21 protein-coding genes are annotated in these 20,984 nt (G+C 39.3%); 11 read left to right on the forward strand and 10 right to left on the reverse strand.

What is annotated here, in order from left to right; translation table 11 throughout:
• Positions 1-2: 2 nt before the first annotated feature.
• From RF007C_RS00895 to RF007C_RS00905, 3 genes are all read right to left on the reverse strand, one after another.
• Positions 3-182, reverse strand: a complete 180-nt coding sequence (locus tag RF007C_RS00895; RefSeq protein WP_037296480.1) for a hypothetical protein — start codon at positions 180-182, stop codon at positions 3-5.
• A gap of 2 nt (positions 183-184) precedes the next feature.
• The gene (locus RF007C_RS00900) at positions 185-1,300 is read right to left on the reverse strand and encodes an amidoligase family protein (protein ID WP_037296481.1); all 1,116 of its coding nucleotides are present in this window, start codon (positions 1,298-1,300) and stop codon (positions 185-187) included.
• A 147-nt stretch (positions 1,301-1,447) separates the two neighbouring features.
• Positions 1,448-1,732 (reverse strand): DUF960 domain-containing protein, encoded by a 285-nt coding sequence (locus RF007C_RS00905; protein ID WP_037296482.1) that lies wholly within the window; start codon positions 1,730-1,732, stop codon positions 1,448-1,450.
• Positions 1,733-1,955: 223 nt separating this feature from the next.
• On the opposite strand from RF007C_RS00905, the gene RF007C_RS00910 reads away from it, so the two are divergent.
• Positions 1,956-2,258: a plasmid mobilization protein gene (locus tag RF007C_RS00910; protein ID WP_037296483.1), complete on the forward strand. Its 303-nt coding sequence runs from the start codon at positions 1,956-1,958 to the stop codon at positions 2,256-2,258.
• On the forward strand, positions 2,240-2,731 hold the full coding sequence (locus tag RF007C_RS00915) for a relaxase/mobilization nuclease domain-containing protein (RefSeq protein ID WP_037296484.1): 492 nt from the start codon (positions 2,240-2,242) through the stop codon (positions 2,729-2,731). Before RF007C_RS00910 ends, RF007C_RS00915 begins: the two co-directional genes overlap by 19 nt.
• A 608-nt stretch (positions 2,732-3,339) precedes the next feature.
• Here the strand turns inward: RF007C_RS00915 and RF007C_RS00920 are convergent.
• Together RF007C_RS00920 and RF007C_RS00925 are read right to left on the reverse strand one after the other, a co-directional pair.
• The gene (locus RF007C_RS00920) at positions 3,340-6,408 is read right to left on the reverse strand and encodes a type I restriction endonuclease subunit R (RefSeq protein WP_037296485.1); all 3,069 of its coding nucleotides are present in this window, start codon (positions 6,406-6,408) and stop codon (positions 3,340-3,342) included.
• An 18-nt stretch (positions 6,409-6,426) separates the two neighbouring features.
• Positions 6,427-7,914 (reverse strand): DUF3800 domain-containing protein, encoded by a 1,488-nt coding sequence (locus RF007C_RS00925; RefSeq protein ID WP_037296486.1) that lies wholly within the window; start codon positions 7,912-7,914, stop codon positions 6,427-6,429.
• Positions 7,915-8,024: 110 nt separating this feature from the next.
• Between RF007C_RS00925 and RF007C_RS00930 the strand changes: the two genes are divergently transcribed.
• A complete protein-coding gene (locus tag RF007C_RS00930; RefSeq protein ID WP_275450833.1) occupies positions 8,025-8,612 on the forward strand; it encodes a restriction endonuclease subunit S in 588 nt (195 codons plus the stop codon).
• Here RF007C_RS00930 and RF007C_RS00935 read toward each other — a convergent pair.
• Complete coding sequence (locus RF007C_RS00935) at positions 8,609-9,178, reverse strand: restriction endonuclease subunit S (protein WP_051456458.1); 570 nt, start codon at positions 9,176-9,178, stop codon at positions 8,609-8,611. The genes RF007C_RS00930 and RF007C_RS00935 overlap by 4 nt on opposite strands.
• Positions 9,168-10,673 carry a type I restriction-modification system subunit M gene (locus RF007C_RS00940; RefSeq protein ID WP_037296487.1) on the reverse strand — a complete coding sequence of 502 codons (1,506 nt, stop codon included), beginning with the start codon at positions 10,671-10,673 and terminating at the stop codon, positions 9,168-9,170. The genes RF007C_RS00935 and RF007C_RS00940 overlap by 11 nt, the downstream gene beginning before the upstream one ends.
• A 238-nt stretch (positions 10,674-10,911) precedes the next feature.
• Here RF007C_RS00940 and RF007C_RS00945 point away from each other — a divergent pair, with 238 nt between their 5' ends.
• Positions 10,912-11,592 (forward strand): SOS response-associated peptidase, encoded by a 681-nt coding sequence (locus tag RF007C_RS00945; protein WP_242836252.1) that lies wholly within the window; start codon positions 10,912-10,914, stop codon positions 11,590-11,592.
• Positions 11,593-11,632: 40 nt separating this feature from the next.
• Here RF007C_RS00945 and RF007C_RS17155 read toward each other — a convergent pair whose 3' ends face one another.
• The 3 genes from RF007C_RS17155 to RF007C_RS17395 all read right to left on the reverse strand — a co-directional run bounded on the left by RF007C_RS17155 (position 11,633) and on the right by RF007C_RS17395 (position 16,603).
• On the reverse strand, positions 11,633-11,764 hold the full coding sequence (locus tag RF007C_RS17155) for a dockerin type I domain-containing protein (protein WP_152537118.1): 132 nt from the start codon (positions 11,762-11,764) through the stop codon (positions 11,633-11,635).
• Positions 11,765-11,995: 231 nt separating this feature from the next.
• Positions 11,996-12,646, reverse strand: coding sequence for a hypothetical protein (locus RF007C_RS00950; RefSeq protein ID WP_037296489.1), 651 nt, complete (start codon positions 12,644-12,646; stop codon positions 11,996-11,998).
• A gap of 3 nt (positions 12,647-12,649) precedes the next feature.
• Positions 12,650-16,603 (reverse strand): hypothetical protein, encoded by a 3,954-nt coding sequence (locus tag RF007C_RS17395; protein ID WP_037296490.1) that lies wholly within the window; start codon positions 16,601-16,603, stop codon positions 12,650-12,652.
• 647 nt (positions 16,604-17,250) lie between these two features.
• Here RF007C_RS17395 and RF007C_RS00965 point away from each other — a divergent pair.
• The 7 genes from RF007C_RS00965 to RF007C_RS00995 all read left to right on the forward strand — a co-directional run bounded on the left by RF007C_RS00965 (position 17,251) and on the right by RF007C_RS00995 (position 20,785).
• Positions 17,251-17,538, forward strand: a complete 288-nt coding sequence (locus RF007C_RS00965) for a hypothetical protein (RefSeq protein WP_152537119.1) — start codon at positions 17,251-17,253, stop codon at positions 17,536-17,538.
• Between the two features lie 326 nt (positions 17,539-17,864).
• Positions 17,865-18,095 carry a hypothetical protein gene (locus RF007C_RS00970; RefSeq protein ID WP_037296493.1) on the forward strand — a complete coding sequence of 77 codons (231 nt, stop codon included), beginning with the start codon at positions 17,865-17,867 and terminating at the stop codon, positions 18,093-18,095.
• A gap of 17 nt (positions 18,096-18,112) precedes the next feature.
• Positions 18,113-18,562: a GNAT family N-acetyltransferase gene (locus tag RF007C_RS00975; RefSeq protein WP_037296494.1), complete on the forward strand. Its 450-nt coding sequence runs from the start codon at positions 18,113-18,115 to the stop codon at positions 18,560-18,562.
• Between the two features lie 13 nt (positions 18,563-18,575).
• Positions 18,576-19,031, forward strand: a complete 456-nt coding sequence (locus tag RF007C_RS00980) for a hypothetical protein (RefSeq protein WP_037296495.1) — start codon at positions 18,576-18,578, stop codon at positions 19,029-19,031.
• A complete protein-coding gene (locus tag RF007C_RS00985; RefSeq protein ID WP_037296496.1) occupies positions 19,031-19,711 on the forward strand; it encodes an alpha/beta hydrolase in 681 nt (226 codons plus the stop codon). The genes RF007C_RS00980 and RF007C_RS00985 overlap by 1 nt, the downstream gene beginning before the upstream one ends.
• Positions 19,701-20,078 (forward strand): hypothetical protein, encoded by a 378-nt coding sequence (locus RF007C_RS00990; RefSeq protein WP_037296497.1) that lies wholly within the window; start codon positions 19,701-19,703, stop codon positions 20,076-20,078. Before RF007C_RS00985 ends, RF007C_RS00990 begins: the two co-directional genes overlap by 11 nt.
• Positions 20,075-20,785: an SDR family NAD(P)-dependent oxidoreductase gene (locus RF007C_RS00995; RefSeq protein ID WP_037296498.1), complete on the forward strand. Its 711-nt coding sequence runs from the start codon at positions 20,075-20,077 to the stop codon at positions 20,783-20,785. Before RF007C_RS00990 ends, RF007C_RS00995 begins: the two co-directional genes overlap by 4 nt.
• The last annotated feature ends 199 nt before the right edge of the window (positions 20,786-20,984 follow it).

The following is a 20,984-nucleotide window of genomic DNA, read 5'->3' on the forward strand; positions in this document are numbered from 1 at the left end:
AGTTACTCTACCTCCTGATTAATATCTATTATCTTCGGAATTTCGTTCTTTGTGGTAGTATCTTTTAGAATCTCATCTATCTTGTCAGCCAATACGGTCGCCGCCAATATTGTTGCAAGCTTCAGCAGATCTACCACAGGGCTTCCAGTTGGCAATTTTTTTATGATATCGGTTACTTTCATTTTTACATATCCTCCTGTGTTTCAATTACATCATTGATATAGAGCCTACGCTCCTTCAAGTACTGGATAAGCTCTGGCTCCGTAATTTTGCTAACAAATTCGCTCCAGCTCATATTGGCTATTTCGTCTTCGGTATTATTCATAGCCACATCACAGATAGCGTTAACCAGCTCAAGCGCGGCTATCAGGCTACTATACTTGAGCGTACCTCTAAATAGGCGAAATTCGATGGTTGCCCAGTTCATCAAGTTTAGTGCTGCATAGCGCCCATTGCCGCCTTTCTTCGCTTTGTCCAATATTGCTTTTGCTGAATTTTCATATCCATATCGACTTGCCCAGCGTGCCATGCTATACTCACTGCGCCGTGAGAACTTTAGTAATTCATTCCAATGCTGCTCGATAAACAGCAGTATATGCCCGATGGCCAAGTCTTGCTCTTCCTGATCATCGCCGAGACAGCTGCGATTCACGTGAACATGAAGGCCGCAGGTCGAAGTTTGGTGACTTCGGTAGCCGAGTGATATAGCCTTTGTCATAATCTCTTGCCAGCAAAATTGCTTGTGGTAATTTAACGACATAGGATGTGTTACAATTTCAAGCCCGTCGTCAAGTGAGCCGTCGCCCTTCACATAGATGTGCTCAGCATCCTTGTTTGCAATAGCAAGCAACTCGTCCGCGTTGTCACTATCCTTGCCTCCAATATCAATTTCAAGCTCGATACCGAAATATCGGCCTGAATCGTCACCATAGAAGATAGGTTCGGGTTTGTACCCATAGTCGTGGATACTTCTGTTCCTGTCAACTTCATCCCTGTAACACTCACTGCAGTAGCTGTCTCCATCGATATTGTAGGCATCGTCCTCGTGGAGCAAGGTATCACAGCAACAGCACCTGACGTAGTGATTATGGTAACATGATGCACAGAGCGTTGTATCATCATCGCCATAGCTGTCATCGATCCAAATTACAGCTCCACATCTGTCGCAGGTAGTAGTGTCACGTTCCACACAGTCAGAGCAGACAATTTGCCCGTTTATAGTCTCAAAATCGTCATCTTCCGCAATGATAGCCCCACAGTGTGAACAGATCATTCTGTTTTCATTGTTATTATTTTCCATTTTTACCTCCGTAAATAACGTAAAATAGCCGTCCCTAAGGACGGCTTCATTGTTGATATTTTCATTTGTCGTTGCCAATAATGATGACAGCTATCCTCACCTCCCGAAAAACAGATATAACATAAAGGCCGCTCCCGAAGGAGCGGTCTAATACTCTGTGGCAAGCAGCATGGTGGAGTGGTCATCATCATCGATGACGTAAATTTTTTGCGTGATAGGCTTCTCAGACGGGAGCAGGTACACTTTCTGGTATTCCGGTTCCTCACTCCTATGGGTTATTGACTGCATACTGCCGACCTGTTCCAAGTTGAAAATTTGTAGGTAATCGCGGGGCTCAGAGAGCTGGTCAATGCGCTCCCACATGAACAATTGTAGTTCAATAGGGATTGTTTCGTTTACACCGCGACTGAGATATCGTTTGTTGTTGAACATAATTTTCCTCCTTTATATTTTATTACCGAAATATAGGTAACACAGTAATTATATATATTTCAAAAATAGGAATAATATAAAATATACAAAAAAATGTACTACATTGTAATGGAACGCCGGAGGCGGCTTGCTATATATGAAATAATTACAATAATTACTATTGTTTATATCGGTATAGTGTCTATACAATGGGTTCTATAAATTAATAAAGGAGAGATATATAATGGCACAAAACAAACCTGAACACTACAGAGATGAGTCGGAAAGAAAAGAGGTATCAACCTCATTACGCATGACTCAGAAGCAACATGATAAAATCAAGGAGAAAGCAGATGCTAAAGGTCAAAGCATCAGCACTTACCTGATAGATGCTGCTTCAAAAGATCAAACAGGATTCACTCCAGCTTTATTAGTGCAGATGCAAAACTTACTTAATGATGCCTGCAAAATGGCTGAGAGAAATGAACCTGATGAAGTTGATAGAATGCAGAAGGAGATGAACAAAATATGGCAAAAGTTGACGTAATAAGAAATACATATGGTGGACTTAGGTATTTAAGAAATGCCTTGAATTACGTAACAGATGAAAGGGCTTTAAATGTATGGGGATACGGTGTAAATCCTTATGATGTTAACATGGCATACAACCAGATGTTGGCTACAAGGCAATATTTTGGCAAGGTAAGCGGTAATCCGCTGCTCCATATTGTTATTGCATATGATATCACTGTACAGGATCTCGCAACAGCCGCTCGTTATGGTGATTTTGGAGCTCGTTTCTTTGCAGAACGTTTCCAATTGCTTTACTGTACACATGAAAAAGACTTTGAGTATGGACATTTTCACACTCATATCATCATAAATGCTGTAAGCTTTGTTGATGGATACATGATCCAGAGTGGACCTGAAGAAATGAGAGCTTATTGTGATTATCTTGAAACTATGATTGGTCAGAAGTGTGACTTTGAATTTGATAATAAAGCCACTTACAACAGATAATTTATTTTTCTAACGAAAAATGCTTTAAACATTTCTTATTATAAAACACCGTCTTTATAAAAAGTCCTCCCGAAAAGGGAGGACGACGGTGTTGCTTTTATTCTTTTGGTTCAAACATATATTATTATGATGATGAATATCTATTATCAAATAGCTATAGAGATATAAAAAAAGTGCCTCTCCATTACGGAGAGGCAATCCATTTGAAGTATTACTTCTTTTTAGAAGTTTTTGTCTGTGACAACGCACTTCCGGCTACAGATTTTGAATCCTTGCTGAAACGATTATCTTTAAGGATTTTTGAAGCTTTCGAAGCCACAGTCTTGCTTGTCTGTTTCTTATTCATAATATCACCTGCCTTTCTACATTACGCTTTATAAATCTATTGTAATATAGATAGCAGTTCTTTTCAATGTAGAGAATAACTGATCTTTTTCAAGTTTTAAACACATAAATTTACCATCTATTGAAAATTATGTTGAAAACCATATATATGCCTATTTTTAAAGTAAAAAGGCATCCCCTCAAACGAGAGTATGCCTTATCATTATAATATACTAAATGGACGAACTAAAATCGGGGCATAAAGCCACGATCAGAGTTGTATTCTATTTGCTTACTTCTGCATTGTCCGCCCAAAGCTCACATTGGAGCATTACGGTCTGCACAGCATCTTCCATTCCTTCTGGTGGATATTTATGCTGCTTCAATAGCTTCTTTATCATCATACGCATTCTTGCACGCGCAAAATCCTTTTTCTGCCAGTCGATTGTCCTGTTTTTGCGTAGTGTTTCAGTCAGTTCTTTGGTTATAGCGATAAGCTCAGCATTTTCATAGAAGTCTTTTACAGCCTCGGGCTTAGTAAGCGCATCATAAAACGCCAACTCGTCAGCTGTCAAACCGAGTTCTTTTCCTTCTTTGCTTGCATCAGATATTTCTTTTGCAAGTTTCATAAGTTCTGCTATAACCTGTTCATTTGTCAGCATACCATTGAGATATGCGTTCATAGATCTTTGTATTATCTCCGAGAACTTTTCTGACTTAACTACGTTAGTTCTACGGTATACCTGTATCTGTTCTGCTATCAGTTTCTTCAAGAGTTCTACAGCCAAGTTCTTTTCCTTCATCTTCGCAACTTCTTCAAGGAATTTCGGATCAAATAGTGAGAATTCCTCGTGAATATCAGAAAAGAGATTTATAACACCGTCGCTCTTGATACTATGCTTAAGAAGTTCATTTATACGTGCATTCATTTCCGGAAGTGATATCTTCTTACCCCCACCTTGATTTGAAAGCCTGAGCAAAAGGACTCTTACGGATTCAAAGAACTGAGCCTCTATACGCAGGGATTCTTCGACAAGAGACGAGCAAAGAGACAGGGCTTGATGTAACATAAGGGATTCCTTAACGAAGTCTTCCTTATCTTCCTGCCTGCTCGGAGCGATGATAAAGTTCACACCACCACTGATAGTCTTAGCACGTTCTAAATCAGTACCGTCCATAAAGCGCTGATAATCATACTCATAAAAGAAGTCACGACATATCTGTAATTTTTCGAGGAACTTAGGATATGCAACTTTGCTGATATCAGGATCACCATATCTCGTTTTGTCACGAACTGTGTAATCGTTCATGGCTCTTTTTAGAGCAGAGGCTATACCGACATAATCAACTACGAGTCCGCCTTCCTTATCTCTGAATACACGGTTAACACGGGCTATTGCCTGCATAAGGTTGTGACCGTTCATAGGCTTATACACATACATAGTCGCAAGTGAAGGTACATCAAAGCCTGTAAGCCACATATCAACAACTATTGCAATCTTCAGATTGCTGCTATTATCCTTGAACTGTACTGCAAGCTCATTCTTGTGCGTCTTATTGCCTATGATTTCACGCCACTCTTCAGGATCTTTATTACTTGATGTCATAACAACAGCAACTTTATCCTCGGCCTTCCACTGAGGACGTAATTCGAGAAGCTTATTGTAAATCTTCATAGCTATTGATCGTGAATACGCAACAATCATAGCTTTTCCTGTAAGAAGGTCAGCACGGTTGTTTTCATAATGATCAATAATATCCGTTACAAGGCTATTTATGGTCGCATCATTACCAAGTATAGCTTCCATACGACCAAGCTCATGTTTACTTTGTTCTATTACTCCTGCATCAGCCTGAGTAGCCATAATGTCGTATTCCTGATCAATAAGCTTTATAATTGCAGGATCAAGCTTTAGTTTAACAACACGGCTTTCGTAGTATACCGGACGGGTTGCCCCGTCCTCAACAGCCTGTGTCATATCATAAATATCAATGTAATCACCAAAGACTTCACGGGTATTTCTATCTTCCTTAGCAATAGGAGTACCTGTAAAGCCTATATATGTAGCATTAGGCAAGCTGTTTCTGATAACTCTTGCTGTACCAACTACAAGCTTAGCTATTTCTTCGCCCTGCTCATTGGTCGTATATTTAACTCTTTCGGATAATCCATACTGGCCACGGTGAGCTTCATCAGCCATAACAACGATATTTCTACGCTCAGAAAGGCAGTCAAATGACTCCTCAAACTTCTGCATTGTTGTGAAGATAATGCCGTTTGCTTTACGACCGCCGAGCCATGTTTTCAGATGTTCACGGCTTTCGGCATGTACTGGCTCTTGACGCAGGAAGTCTTTACACTTTGCAAACTGTCCGTACAGCTGATCATCGAGATCGTTTCTATCAGTAAGAACAACAATTGTCGGAGATTCAAGTGCAACCTGGAGCAGGTGTGCATAGAATACCATAGACAGGGATTTGCCGCTGCCTTGTGTATGCCAAAACACACCACCCCTACCGTCTGTGACAGAGGCTCTCTTAGTTGACTCTATTGCTTTACGAACTGCGAAATACTGGTGATACCCTGCAAGTATCTTCAGCTCTTTCTTGCCGTCGTTGGAAAAGCAAATGAAGTTCTTTATAATATCGAGAAACCTTTCCTTCTGGAATATACCTTCAAAGAATGTGTCAAACTGTGCGAACTGAGTATTCTCATAGCTTCCGTCTGTAGTCTTCCATTCCATGAAGCGGTCTTCGCCGGAAGTGATAGTACCTGCCTTTGAAACAAGCTGATCACTCATAACAAGAATAGCGTTATATATGAACATGGAAGGAATCTCATGCATATAATTACGGAGCTGCAGATATGCCTCAGATGCATCTGTCTCTTCGCGGGAAGGTGATTTTAGCTCCACAAGAACGACAGGAAGTCCGTTGAGGAATAATATAACATCAGGACGTTTGTTGCTATTCTCGATAAAAGTCCACTGATTGGCAACGATAAAGGAGTTGTTTTCGAAATTCTGATAATCCACAAGATAGATTATCATTGAGCGTTCTTCACCCTTTTCGGTGTAGCGAACAGGAACGCCGTTCTGGAGATAGTCCATAAACAAAGCATTCTTCTGTACAAGCTCGCCGTTTTCAAAATTGCGCAGCTTGAAAAGAGCGTCCTGTATAGCGTCATAAGGAGCCGCTTTATTTATACGGCGAAGACTTTCGTCCAGCATATCCTCATACAACGGCGATGTAAAGTCACGTTCGATATTCGGACCATATACATAGTCATAGTTCAGTTCATTCTTGAAAAGGTCTATGACTGCGTTCTCGTAGTCAGCTTCGTTATAGGACATATTAGATCAACTCCTTATCTATAGAATGTCTACATAGTATCTTCCTTTTATTCTGCTAAAGACAACCTCAGAGGGAAACAAGTTTTGTCCCATATTTGCCATCCCTATTACAGTCATCGCCCATTCACTTAATTGCTCAGGCAATCTGAAACACTTATTCTCCGATTCACTTGCAATTGTAGCTAAAGGGCTACCTCCTTTATCAATTCCGATTGATAGTACAAGATACTTATTTTGTCCTTCGTTTATCATCAATTCTGGCTGTTTATTTATATCAAAATAAACCTTTGCGCCTTTGTTGTTTCGGAAATACTCGTCTGTTTCGGGAACGACTGGTTCAACAGGCAGTTTATTGTGTATCCTATTAAAATGTTCTTCAAGTCTGCTGCACATAAAAGCATTGCAATACTCAGGGTGCATATTAAAGTCTTTCTGTATCTCGTCAGCAGACTTAAAATGATTCATATAATCTAATAGTGCCAATAGACTGATAAGATCATCAGAATAATTACCAGCATAGATTTTATACCAATCATTGTTTATTTCTAAGAGAATATGATATAGCTTTTTATATAAGCATAATTGTTCCTCACTCAATTTGAACCACGCTTTATCAAGCAGAGTTTTTGATACAGTGGCATTATTACTCTCATTCTTTAATGAATGATACAAGGACTTCATCATCTTTCCAACAATTCCAGCCAGCATATCAGCAATTCTTAGCCCGAAATGTTCTTTTGAATCCACTTCGGTACAGTTTGCAATTCCAACCTCGATAGCAGCATTAAACGTTTTACTGTTTCCTTCCTTATCAATAGTCAGGCTATAATCATCTATTCCTTTGCTTTTTAGAAGCAAAGCAAAGCCCATAAACGACATATGATAGTCCCAGTTAATGGAAATTGGCGGTTCTACTTCCTGTAAGACCAAGAGAATAATCTCAAAGGCGTTGTTTTCAGCTCCTTTAAGAGTGATATTCTTTTTGTTATGTTCTATTCTCTTATTGAAAAAATCTATAAGTGAGGAAACAAATCTTTCAGGTTCTGCATAAATATTATTTATTACCTCTATGGGACGATATGTAAGAATTGCTTTAACTATTGAATATCGAACGTAATCCATATCGACAAATAAGCTATTCTCATAATTCTTGAATAGCTGAATGATAACATATTCTATCTTGCTTGCTACAAAAAGATAGATAAAGAAATCATCATCTATGATAGATAATAGGTCATTAAGCATCTCAACATTAGGCTTGTTAAAAGAAGCAAACCCATATGTGAACTGATTACCCTTGAAGGTATCACTTTTAAGTTCTCCTTTTTTCTTGCGCTCGGCGTACTTCTCCTCAAAAGCCAAGTATTTCTGCTTTATTTCTGCTTCTTTGTCTGAATCCCAACCTACAATCGTAGTAAGAAAGTTATCATAATAGGTTTCTCCGGTTATTGTGGAGAGATTGATAACACGACTATGTTCAGACTCATCATAATAAAAGTTATACATTATCACACTCTTCTAACATAAATGAAAATTTAGAGCAGCAGGCGCAGGCTATTTATCAAGATTTCCTGTATAATAATTCTAATGATTTAATAGCCACTACAATAGGTGATATATGTGATGTTAAAGGTGGTAAGAGGCTACCTAAGGGGATTAACTTAATATCATCTCCAAATAGTCATCCATACATAAGAGTCAGAGATTTAAATGATTCAACAATAATCTCCTTAAAAAACGATTTTGAATATGTGGATGACGAAACCCAAAAGACTATCTCAAGATATATTGTTTCTACTGATGATATTATTATTTCTATTGTAGGTACCATTGGACTAACAGCAATTGTTAATGAATCTCTAAATAATGCAAACCTGACCGAAAACTGTGTTAAGCTTACTAACATAAAAAACGCAACGCCTGAATACATTTTGCTTTTTTTAAAATCAGAAATTGGTCAAAATGAAATAATGAGAGGCACTGTTGGAGCTGTACAGTTGAAGTTGCCTATAAAGAATATTCAGTCAATAAAAATAGATTTACTACCTTTGGAAGCAATGACAGACCTTGACAAAGTGTTAAAACCTATTTTTCATAGTATTTCAGCAAATATAGAAGAAAATCAACGCCTTGCCGCTCTTCGTGACACGCTCCTGCCGAAGCTGATGAACGGAGAGATTGACGTGTCGGAAGTCAAGATTTAAGCTGCCTGCAAGCGTAAATTTTCATTTATCGCAGTATTGAGAGCAATTTTATCATCAATCGCAACCAAAGTTGCAACAATTCTATGCTGTTCTTCAATATTTGGATAGGCTATTGGCATTCTTTTGAAGTCTTTTAGAACGATACGAGGAATAGCAGACCCAGAGCCGTAATTATCTCTTACATCTTTCTTGAATAATGGGTTTTTGCAGATGTAGTATAGAAAATGCGGTAAAATAATATCAATATTGCACCTTAATATCGCAATTGATGAAAGAAGTGCAGGCTTTTCAGGCTGATTGTAGATAATAATGTCTTCAAAAAATCTTGCACCATCTTTTCCAATTAAAATATCTCCTATTTCGGGAATACAGCCTGATGCTTTTAGTTTATCATAGTCATCACTTGAAATTCGCTTACAATTGGCGAAATCAAAGCCAAATCCTTTGAAATCCTTGACAGATACCATGTATTCACCATTATCATAACTTTTAGGGCTAAAATGCGATCCGTCAGTAACTAAAGAACATACTTCTGAAATTGTACCAATATTCCAATCAGACCTCATACCCAATCGCCCCCAGCTTCTCCCTGATCTCATTTTCAAGCTCATGGGATTTTGCGAACATCTCCGACAGCTCCGAAGTCAGACGCTTCATTTTCTCATCGAACGGCTCGCCGTCGTCCTCCTGCTCCTCAATGCCGACATAGCGTCCCGGTGTAAGAATATAGTCCTGTGCGGCTATCTGCTCTGTTGTTGCAACAGCACAGAAGCCCTTGACTTCCTCTAATGTGCCATCCTGAAATGCTTTGAAAGTGTCAGCGAGCTTTTGAATATCCTCGTCCGTGAAGTCACGGTGCTTGCGGTCAACCATATATCCCATTTTACGGGCATCAATAAACAGAGTCTTGCCCTTCTGCTTCTTGTTCTTGCTGATGAACCACAGCGTTACGGGGATAGTGACGGAGTAAAAGAGCTGCGTAGGCATAGCGACGATACCCTCAATAAGATCGTCCTCAATGATACGCTTTCTGATCTCACCCTCACCGCTGGACTGTGTGGACAGCGCACCGTTAGCGAGAACAAGACCTATCTTGCCGTTAGGTGCAAGGTGGTGGATCATGTGCTGTATCCAAGCATAGTTGGCATTACCAGCAGGAGGAACTCCGTACTTCCAGCGGATATCGTCCTGTAGCTTGTCCTGTCCCCAGTTGGAGAGGTTGAAAGGCGGATTTGCAAGGATAAAGTCTGCCTTGAGAGTTTTATGTAAATCATTGAAGAACGTGTCAGCCTGATATGGTCCGAAATCTGCGTCAATACCACGGATAGCCATGTTCATCTTAGCCATTTTCCATGTGTCAGCGTTGGACTCCTGACCGTATACAGAAATGCGGTTACGGCTGCCCTGATGAGCCTCTACGAACTTTGCACTCTGTACGAACATACCTCCGGAGCCGCAGCAAGGATCGTATACACGGCAGTCCTCAAACGGCTGCAATATCTCAACGAGAGTACGAACAACGCTGGAGGGAGTATAGAATTCGCCGCCCTTAACGCCTTCGTATGCGGCAAACTGAGCGATGCAGTATTCGTATGTGCGACCGAGGATATCTTTGTTATCCTCAGTATCAGTCATATCCATATTGGTGAAAAGGTCAACTACCTCACCGAGTACACGCTTGTCAAGATCAGGACTGGCATAATTCTTCGGGAGAACGTTCTTCAGGCTCTTGTTTTCAGCCTCTATAGCTCTCATAGCGTCGTCGATAACAGTACCGATTTCAGGAGTATGAGCTGCTGCGGAAATAGTATTCCAGCGTGCTTCTTCGGGCACAAAGAAGATATTTTCCATAAGATAAGCGTCCTTCTCGTCCTCAAAGCCGTCACCTTCTGCAACGAGCTCGTTGTAGCGCTTTTCGAACGCACTTGATATGTAGCGTAGGAAGATAAGTCCTACGATAACTTTTCTATATTCAGCAGCAGGGATATGTCCCCATAATACGCAGGCAGCATCCCATATCTGTTTTTCAAAGCCAATATTGGCAGTATTCTTTTCAGCCATAATAATACCACTTTCTGTAATAAATTACATTTTACCTTACAATTATACCATCTTTTTGTGAATAATTCAAGGATAATGGTGCTGTTTGTTAGAAAAATTATAAGATTATTGATATAAAAACAACCGCCCCTTGGGGCGGCTGAATAAATATTACATCTTGACTTTCTCAATTTGAAATGATATAATAAATCGGAACATATATTCTGATTTGTGGTGGTAGGAGGTGATCTTCATGTGTATGTCCTTACGAATTGAGCCAAGAGAAATGGCTGAGGTTCTCGTAAAGATAAGAAAAATGTCCTTCGCTCAGGAGATGTCGGTTAAGCTCGGTAAGAGCCTTATCATGTCAGGAGACTTATTCCCAGAAGATATTGCACCTGTTCTCGCGCCTAATAAGTATGGGAATGTGGCTATATTTCCAATGGCGTGGGGATTTACACATAAAGCTACTACCAAGCCTCTTGCAAATTGCCGTGTAGAAACTGCTGATAAAAAGGCTCTTTGGAGAGACTCCTGGTACAGACGAAGATGCATCATCCCTGCTTCTTGGTATTATGAATGGGGCTATCCTGTATATGAGGACGATAGCCGCAGCATGGTTGAACACCGAAATACCAAGAAGATCAAATTCGCCATACAGACCGAAGGCTCAGCCATTACATATATCGCAGGACTTTATCGTTATGAGGAGCATAGCGGCATGCAGGTGCCTATGTTCTCAATACTTACGCGAGAAGCTGCAGGCAGTGTAAAGGATATCCATGACCGTATGCCACTTATACTGGATAAAGGGGACGTAAAGGACTGGATACGACCTAACGGAGATCCCAGTGCTATAGTTGAGAAAGCTCTGTCCAATATGGTCTTTGAGAAGGCTGTGGAGTACTATAGATCTCCGAATGAGTTCATAACAATGTAAGATAACAAGAATCCCTCCGCATAAGCGGAGGGATGATTCTTTATATAGCGAAATATACCTTATACTCTTCCCAGCCTGCGATATAGCGGGAAAGGATTACAGAATCGAGAAGATCTACTGTGCCATCATTGTTGATGTCAGCAGCAGCCTCGTTAACGGTCACGCCGTCCATTTATTGTTGATATTAAAATTTTAACAGAAGTCGAAGCAGTTATTAGCTACATTATAAGGGCAGTTTTGAGGCTGCCCTTATAATCATTGCTTATTCTACCCTTTTATTGATAAGCTTGCCATTATAATCTATTTCACAATCGGGAAGAGTGTTTCTGATATATTCCCTTTCATCATCGGATATTTCAGGTCCATAAAGGTTTAAATATTCCAGTCTTTTGTAACATAACAATTAATCATATGAGTGTAATCCATTAATTTCTGCTTTAATCAGCCAGTTCTTTATGAGAGTGATTTTTTTATTTAAAGATTCTGTGTCCTCAGTCATTTCCTTGGTAAGGCCGTATTTTTCAAGTTCTTCATATTCGTGATTAGTTAGCTTGTCTAAAATGTCTACCATTTCATCATGATACAGATAGTCCAGATCAACTATACATATTTCTACAAGCAGATCATCACATAAAAACACCCTTTTTACTTTTTCAGCATTTTCTTTACCCATATAATCTGATTTATTCTTTTCGTCGCCGCATATTACGGAAAAAAACTCGTCATACTCCTTGATTTTTAAGATATATAGATCTTTGTATCCATCTTCCAAGGTATCAGATATCAGATAGCATCTGATATATTGATTGTCACATACAGCTTTTAATTGATCTTTATCTGAAAAATAATCAAGATCAGCATAAAAATACGAATTGTCATCACGTAATACATATAGCTCACCTAAACTATCACATGAAACAGTAAAATGATCACCATATTCTGTTTTGATTTTTATTGTTCTTGAAACAAAACAACCTGTAAAAATAAAGGTTACAATTAATGCTGTTATTAATATAAATAATGTTTTTTTAGTGCAATAAATACTATTTTTCATTTCTTAGCTTACATTCCTTTCTTCGTTAAGTTTTAAATCAATCCATTTACAAAAACCATCTCTGAGCGCAATTGATTCAGCATCTGTTACTTCTGCTGGATTTGGAAGCGAATAAACAGGGATTCCTTGAATGGATGTTATATATGAAGCCTCATATCTATCTTTAATAGATTGATCTTTAGCCGCTTCACTGGCAAAATTATGAAGTATTAAATGTGTTATCGGATTATTACCTTTTGTGTATTTGCCTACAAGTTTATCAAATTCTTCTTTTCCATTATAGAGATTAATAAAATAATCAAATCTACTTACATATCTGTTTGTATAATAATCCTTTAGCACTGATGATAAACTTGAATTTTCGTTATAAATTTCACTGATATTTTCGGCATCAACATCTGCCAACAAATCCTCGTCGGTAAATTTGCATTTGGGGACAATTATATCTCCATTAAGCATTTGATATGCAATTTCTGTATATTTTTCGGATTGAGTCTGATTATTATAATCATATTCCTTAGGATAAGTTTCTAACTTGAAATTAAATATAAAAGATTGCAAATCACCTGCCCAACCTGCAAGATTAGCATCTATAATTCCATCATGCCTTTCAGCTCCAAGTGTTGCTAACAAATGTAATAAATCAATACCGTTACCTTGATTATCAACTAATCTTTCTTTTCTATATTTTTTAAAATAGTTTATTATGGATGGGTCTTTTTTATTAATATATCTGGTTATGAAAGGAAATGCTGTTCCATCAGTAGTTAGCCACTTCACAGTTTGTTTATAGTTTTCAAAATGATCAATCAAAGATAATTCTTCTCCAATTCTCTTTTCAGAGCCATAATAAAGATTTCTTATAATGTTGATTGATATAGTTGATCTTGGAACGTCAGCAACTTGAATTAAATTAAGATTACGAAGTGTTAGGTCTTTACCATATTGAAATTCAAAATAATCATCAATATATTTTTCCATTAATTCGAGTTTGTTTAAAAGCTCATATAAAAAGTATTTAAGTGGTTCACGATCAACATCATCATTCAATCCATCATCATCCGTATCCTCATCGGTAGGATCAGAGTGAATAGGTAAGTAATATCGCGGAGTTGGATCATTTAAGAGAAAGTTATATTCGCCATTAGTGTTAAATCTTGTAAGATGACCTATTATGTCAGCCAACCGGAAAACGGGGAGCTCGACCATCCCATAAGAATTAATCGTTATTTTTGACGTATCAACTTCCTCCCAGTCTGTCAGAGAATCTTTATCAGAGTTTGTTGCTCCGTTGGGAGTGAGATCGGATATCAGTGTGATTTTCTTCCATTTTGTTGGAACGATTATATCTAATTTATCTGATATGACCATTCCCAATCTCTGTTGTGCGTTGGTGAAAAAGTGATTTTTAATATATCCAAAATTATCGTCAGAAGTCATATCAAAAGGAATTGATAATCCTCCTCTGCTTGGATGTATAATTGCAGCTGATAAGACTGATTCTGGGAAATCGTTTAAATCATAATATAACTGTGAATATATATTACCATACGCTGTTATTCTTTCAAGGTAATAACCATCTGCATAACTACCGGCGGGGATATGATAACCATTGATATATGTATTGCTTGGTATATCATGTATTGTATTATATTCCGACTCTCCATTGATCAAGTTGTATATAAATGTATTTGAATTTGTATTAACAGGAGTATTTTCTTCTGCACACATAAAAGCTATTTCTCTGTTTGCAGGAGATGTGTTTTTTTTATAATTTACTTCATCCAGAGCATCGGAAATACTCTTATAATCAGAAAAGTATTTATTATTGTTTGGAGCGGTTACACAGCAATCTCGCTCGAGATTATCATATGCAATTATGTATATTTTAACATCTACACCCTTGAGTTTTGAGAAAACCACACGGCTCATTTTTCGGATGATATTTTTCTGAAATTCAAATCTCTGGCTATATTCTTCCTCTGTTTCGTTACTGAGCTGATTATAATTAGCCTGAAGCATAAAAACAAGATTGATCTGCTTGTTCAGCGAATTCGGTGCAGGCTTAGGTGCAGGAACATTGTTAGCTGCAGGCATCTCCACATCTAGATTATCGAGCCAGATCTCCATGTCCATGAGGCAGTAAGTACCTGTTTCATTTACTGCTGCATAGAGTTTGTTGTTCTCAACATCAAATTCAGTCTCAACGGGGAGAAGCATTCTTTCTTCTTCATCGAACCTGAACACATTCAGGCGCTTTATACCCTGAAATTCGCCAAGTGATGAGAACTTATCAAGAGTATTATCGATATAAGCTTCCTTTATATCATATTGTAGCACTATTTCTTCAGGATTGCAAGTGTCAGTGATATCTATGTTGACACTTGCGCCTATCATAGCATCGTTTTCTATGGCAGCTGAATAACCGCTCTCATCTACAGTAAGCTCTTCTTCAGCATCACCGTTGGTCTTTATATCTATCGAAAGCACATATGGGCTTTCAGCTGTATTGATGGAAGAAAGGATACTGTTATCTGCAGATATACTTTGCTGAACTGCATATTCGCCGTCGGGAACTCCATTTGTTACAAGATCATTCGGATCAAATCCAAGCTTTATCTCGGAACCATCATCAATCCCATCATCGTCACTGTCAGCGATCAGCGGATCCGTTCCATACACATAAATCTCATCATAGTCACTGAGGCCGTCCAGATCTGTATCAAAAGTCCAGGGATATGTACCTCTTGTGAACTCATCAATATTGCTGAGGCCGTCCTCGTCGGTATCAATGTCAGCGTCGGAAATACCTTCTGTTACCGAATCATAAACAAGGGGATCAGTCTGAGTGTAGACATATTCCTGATAGTCTGTCAGTCCGTCATCATCTGTATCCTGATCATATAGATCAGTGCCTATTTTAAGTTCATATATGTCGGGAAGTCCGTCTTCATCGCTGTCAAGAACTTCTGTATCATATCCGTTCTCTGTACTGATCACTACGAAAGGAACAGATTCACATATCGTACCGTTGTTGGTGGTTTCAATGACCTTAATATATTTCTTTTCAAATGACTCTGTAAATGTACACTCAAAAGAATCAGCATTTGTTACAGTTCCTATGGAAGTATAACTCTCCCCATCGTCTGACGCCTGTATATCAAAGCTTCCGTCGGGAACTGTTGTGTTCCAGTATACGCTGAAAATTTCTGCTTCCTCATCGTACTCACCGTAAGCAACTATTTCTATATCATCATTGTTTATCGCTTCCGATTCATTGCCAAGGAACTCTGCCATCTGAGCATTATAATTTGCATTGAGATTGGGACAGGTTATAGTTATAGTATCTGCAATGATGATAACACTATTGATATTCAGGTTCTGTGCAGTGATATTTACGCAGCCATAGGGTGCATAGACAAGTCCGTTTAGGTTGACATTATCCGTATTAATGATTATGTCGCCTGTTTCCGCACAGATCACGGAATCCTGCGAGTTTTCTACATTTCCGCTGAGGCTAACATCATTCAGAGCTTTTATGCCGCTTGTGATATTGATGTTTCCTGTGAGACCTATATTGCCTTCTGCTTCTATAGGAATATTAATATTGATATTGGTGTCTTCAAGGAAGTAATCCTCGAAATAAGTATCAACGTGAGAGTTAAAATAACGATCGTTGATCTTATTAAAGAACAGCTTCTTTTCTTCCTGTAAATTTTCCTTTCTTTCACCGTTGACATTGAAGTTCTGAGCTGTTGTAGAAATCGTTCCGTTAGTTGCAATACTTCCGTTGATACAAATATTGTTTGAATTGATAGTAATTGCGCCTTCTTCATCCGAGCCAGCAAATAAAGTGTATGGATATGGAGCTGTTTCTTCTGCATTTGCAGGTATTTGTGGGATAAAGCTTGCAGCTGTCACTGCTGAGAGTATTGTTGATAAGAATTTTTTAAACATTTTTCCTCCGATTTATGGTATCATGTGCTTTTTTGCTGCGAAAAAGATACCATTATTATAGTTTTTGCAGCGATTTTTTGGTGAACCAAGTCGCTCTCCTTTCGATAAAAAATAAACAATACCGTGTGAACTAAGGAGCGAAATTATTGGTGCAAATGATAGAAAGAAAAAGGTTATGATATTACTGTGACTGAGTATAGGTATTGTCATATGCTTCAATTTAACGAACAAATTATAACATATCATGCATGGGAAATCAACGTATTTGCGTGAAATGTCATTTTTAAGCGTGAAATGTATATGGCATTAGATTTTTGCAATTTAATTCTGCCACATAGTAAGCTAATCTTTTACATCTATAAGATATTTTTTTACTCAAAGTCTGATGCCTATGCCTTTCTAATTAACAAGTGCATATATAAAAACATAACGAGTCGGGCGTTGGCCCGTCTTATTAAGAACGCATATGGAAGATTGTATAATCAGAAACGTCGACATCCAGATAGAGCTGACGATGTGACGAAGCTTATCAGAGCATTACAGATTGAAGCTGATAATAAAAAGCTGGAAGTGATAAAAAATAGGATGACAAAGAAGGATTTTGAAACATGATTAAAGAGTTTAACCATTATGAAAGGAGAAGATATTTGACTGAAGCAACCAAATCAGTGGCTGACATTTTTACCGGAAAGGGCGGTACGATTCGATTGGCAATTTTCGGATCACTGTTCAGTGCAGTTATTTACGAGATTCTTGATTCAAAATATGGTTTCAGAATGAAAACGAGTAATGGAGCTTCCATTTCTCTAACGCCTGAATGCGAAAGAACGATGACAGCTCCGTTGAATTCTGACAACGTTCCGAGTGAAGAAGTCTCAATAAAAGCTGAGGAGAAAACGCCAGTAACAGACCCATCTGATCAGTCGCCTACATGAAGTCAGACAGAAGAGAATAACAGATGAACATAAAGGTCTGCCGCATGGGATATAATGAGAGAAAGAGCAACTTCTCCATGATATTTCTGCTCTGCAAGCCAGGGCGATGGTCAGACGGAGTGTGAAGCCGGCTGAAATGTTTTGAACCATATACTTCAACAACAAAAGAAACAATTATATCAGTTGATGATGCTATAAAAAAGAAATAATAAATACAATAGCGCCTCCACGTGAGGCGCTGAGTTCTTTATTTGTCTATTTGACGTATTTACATTGCATCGGTGATATGGTATAATATGTTACAAGAAACAAAAAAGGAGCTATTTATGGGACAGAAAGAGATCATCGACAGGGACACTTACCGAAAAATCAAGAAAATGAACCGTGAGGAGCTTACAAAGTTCATTCTTCAGTACGGTGATGAGCTGCTCGGTGAACAGGGGAAAACAATTGATCTTCCTGCTCTTGAAACAGAGCTGAGCAAAATCAAAGGTATCGGTGGTAAGCGTCTTGAAGAGATTATGGTCGTTATAGAGAAATTCCTAGATGTCGAATAATAGAAATGAGGTTTTGTATGTGTGAAATAAAGGAAGCCGAACACAGCGACCTGAAAGAAATATTACAGCTTCAATACCTTGCATATCAGAGCGAGGCTGACTTGTTTGGCAGCAGGGATATTCCTCCGCTGAAACAGACTCTTGATGAAGTTGTTGATGAGTTCAAAAGCGGTGTAATACTGAAAATGGTCGATGATAATAACATTATTATCGGCTCAGTTCGTGCGCAGGAACGTGCCGGAACGGTCTATATCGGCAAGCTGATGGTACACCATGACCACCACCATAAAGGCTACGGGACAATGCTTCTGTCTGAGATAGAGAAATGCTTTCCCGATATGCGGTATGAGCTATTCACAAGTACCCGCAGTCTTGATAATATCCGCCTTTATCAGAAGCTGGGCTATTCTATATTCGCACGAAAAGCCGTAAATGATGAACTCGAATTTGTGTACATGGAAAAATGAAAGGAGCACAGCAATGGTGCTGAGCGACAAAATTGATGCTCTCATGGATAAGAAAGCATATCTGATAGACATATTCCCGAAAACTGTTCCGCAGAGGGCTGATAACCGCTATTTTGCCGTTGAGAAATACTTCCAGCAAAACAGATTTGAGCTTGAGCGAAAGCTGACTTATATCATACTAAAGCTCTACTGCTACTATGATCTCACTGTCGTTATAGATGACAATATTACTGAAAATCCACAGGCAGATGAGCTGACCGTACTGTTGGAGAAGTGCTTCAGCGGAGAGCTCAGATATATCAACATAGTTCTGCCCGAGTGTGAGGCTATGCTGTTGCTTAACTATGGGGAATTGTATATAACAGCATACAATGTCAGCGGCGAATTAAAGGAGCTTCTCGCTCAACTTGTCAGTGCTGAGGGAATGTTCTTTTATGAAGCACCTCATGGTAGCTTTGGAGAAGAATAATGCAAACACTTGATATTAGCGGCAGGACCTGCCATATCATAATAAATGAAGCTGAACTTCCTACGATATACTGGGGCGAGATGAAGAACAGCTCCGAGACAATTGAAAAAGTCCTCGCGCTGTGCGAGGACGTAAAGTGCAACTATGTCGTTTACGAAGTCGAGGACTGGAACACCGACTTCTCGCCGTGGGAGTTCACGCTCAACAAGAAGATGTCATTCCCTGGCGGCGGACGCCAAACACTTGACTGGCTCATGAACGAGTGCGTTCCCTACTGCGAGAAGGAGTATAATCTCACAGGACAGCGTATCCTTTGCGGATACTCGCTGGCAGGACTTTTCAGCCTGTGGGCGTTCTATGAAAGTCAGGCGTTCAGCGGCGTTATAAGCTGTTCTGGTTCGCTGTGGTTCGGGAACTGGATAAGCTACGCTGAGAGCCGTACCGCTCCGCCGAATAGCTCTGTATATATCAGTCTCGGCAACCGTGAGGAAAAAGCTCGTGACCGCATTATGGCATCTGTGGTAGACTGCACTCGCAGACAGTATGAGCTTATGTGCTGTGATAAAAACGTGTCCCGTCATATCCTTGAATGGAACGAAGGCGGACACTTTAATGAGCCTGAGAATCGCATAGCTAAAGGCATAAGGTGGATAGTTAGAGGTGTTGATAATGGATTTTGAATACTATAATCCAAGCGATGAAAGCAGGAGCTGTGTTGTTAGAACAATGACAAAGCTCACAGGTAAGGAATACAGCACTGTCAAGGCAGAGCTTACTTCTCTTGCACAGGAACTTGGATATGAAACATATAATAACGAAACTGTATTCGGGCAATATATGGCGAAACACGGCATTTATAAAACGACGGAATACGAGAATACAACTGTAGGAGAGCTTGAACTGAATGACGGTTCTTACTGTGTTTACAGTACAAATCATAAAGGTTTTTTTCACTTGATACCGATTGTGGATAATGTGATATATGATAGGCGGAACGATAGCCTTGAACTTTATGTGATAGCTGTGTATAAAAAGGAGAAAGTATGAAGGACTCATTCAAAGACAAAGTAGCTGTAATAACAGGCGGCGCAAATGGTATCGGCAAGTGCATAGCTGAGGAGTTCCGCAAAAACGGTGCGGCGGTGTGCATTATCGATAAGGCTGAGGGCGACCACTTCGTCGGGGATATCTCTGACAAATCCGTACTTGAAAAGTTTACACAGCAGGTAATATCCGAGCACGGACACATCGACTATCTCATCAACAACGCTCTGCCGCTGATGAAGGGCATTGACGAATGCAGCTATGAGGAGTTTCAGTATGCACTTTCGGTGGGAGTGACTGCGCCATTTTACCTATCGAAGCTGTTCGTGCCGCATTTCAATAATGGCGGAAGTATCATCAATATTTCTTCATCTCGTGATCGTATGAGTCAGCCTCAGACAGAGAGCTATACTGCGGCAAAGGGCGGTATAGCTGCGCTCACTCATGCTCTGGCGGTGAGCTTTGCTGGGAAAGTGCGTGTGAACTCCATATCTCCTGGCTGGATAGATACATCATATAAGATGTATGAAGGTCCCGACGCCTATCAGCAGCCGTGCGGACGAGTAGGCAATCCGCTTGATGTAGCTAACATGGTACTCTTTCTCTGCTCCGACAGGGCAGGTTTCATTACAGGCGAGAACATCTGCATCGACGGCGGTATGACCAAGCTGATGATATATCACGGCGACAACGGCTGGGAGCTGAAGTGATTATAATAAACCGGTCATAATTATTTAAGTAGAAAAGCATATTTAAACTAGTCCCCGCGGAAGCGGGGGCATAGAGATAAAAACGTCAAATTTAGGTACGGTTACGTTTTTTTGAAAAATTGTATTTTGGAAATCTTTAAAAAAGGTCACTTTTTGAGAATTTCAGGTTTTGTATTTTCTGAAAAAACGTAATCGTTAT

The organism is Ruminococcus flavefaciens 007c, assembly GCF_000571935.1.
Lineage (GTDB): Bacteria > Bacillota > Clostridia > Oscillospirales > Ruminococcaceae > Ruminococcus > Ruminococcus flavefaciens_F.

Bases quoted from the DNA above. Each gene is read 5' to 3' on its own strand.
- RF007C_RS00895 (WP_037296480.1), bottom strand. From the start codon at position 182: ATGAAAGTAACCGATATCATAAAAAAATTGCCAACTGGAAGCCCTGTG.
- RF007C_RS00900 (WP_037296481.1), bottom strand. From the start codon at position 1,300: ATGGAAAATAATAACAATGAAAACAGAATGATCTGTTCACACTGTGGG.
- RF007C_RS00905 (WP_037296482.1), bottom strand. From the start codon at position 1,732: ATGTTCAACAACAAACGATATCTCAGTCGCGGTGTAAACGAAACAATC.
- RF007C_RS00910 (WP_037296483.1), top strand. From the start codon at position 1,956: ATGGCACAAAACAAACCTGAACACTACAGAGATGAGTCGGAAAGAAAA.
- RF007C_RS00915 (WP_037296484.1), top strand. From the start codon at position 2,240: ATGGCAAAAGTTGACGTAATAAGAAATACATATGGTGGACTTAGGTAT.
- RF007C_RS00920 (WP_037296485.1), bottom strand. From the start codon at position 6,408: ATGTCCTATAACGAAGCTGACTACGAGAACGCAGTCATAGACCTTTTC.
- RF007C_RS00925 (WP_037296486.1), bottom strand. From the start codon at position 7,914: ATGTATAACTTTTATTATGATGAGTCTGAACATAGTCGTGTTATCAAT.
- RF007C_RS00935 (WP_051456458.1), bottom strand. From the start codon at position 9,178: ATGAGGTCTGATTGGAATATTGGTACAATTTCAGAAGTATGTTCTTTA.
- RF007C_RS00940 (WP_037296487.1), bottom strand. From the start codon at position 10,673: ATGGCTGAAAAGAATACTGCCAATATTGGCTTTGAAAAACAGATATGG.
- RF007C_RS00945 (WP_242836252.1), top strand. From the start codon at position 10,912: ATGTCCTTACGAATTGAGCCAAGAGAAATGGCTGAGGTTCTCGTAAAG.
- RF007C_RS17155 (WP_152537118.1), bottom strand. From the start codon at position 11,764: ATGGACGGCGTGACCGTTAACGAGGCTGCTGCTGACATCAACAATGAT.
- RF007C_RS00950 (WP_037296489.1), bottom strand. From the start codon at position 12,646: ATGAAAAATAGTATTTATTGCACTAAAAAAACATTATTTATATTAATA.
- RF007C_RS17395 (WP_037296490.1), bottom strand. From the start codon at position 16,603: ATGTTTAAAAAATTCTTATCAACAATACTCTCAGCAGTGACAGCTGCA.
- RF007C_RS00970 (WP_037296493.1), top strand. From the start codon at position 17,865: ATGGGACAGAAAGAGATCATCGACAGGGACACTTACCGAAAAATCAAG.
- RF007C_RS00975 (WP_037296494.1), top strand. From the start codon at position 18,113: ATGTGTGAAATAAAGGAAGCCGAACACAGCGACCTGAAAGAAATATTA.
- RF007C_RS00980 (WP_037296495.1), top strand. From the start codon at position 18,576: ATGGTGCTGAGCGACAAAATTGATGCTCTCATGGATAAGAAAGCATAT.
- RF007C_RS00985 (WP_037296496.1), top strand. From the start codon at position 19,031: ATGCAAACACTTGATATTAGCGGCAGGACCTGCCATATCATAATAAAT.
- RF007C_RS00990 (WP_037296497.1), top strand. From the start codon at position 19,701: ATGGATTTTGAATACTATAATCCAAGCGATGAAAGCAGGAGCTGTGTT.
- RF007C_RS00995 (WP_037296498.1), top strand. From the start codon at position 20,075: ATGAAGGACTCATTCAAAGACAAAGTAGCTGTAATAACAGGCGGCGCA.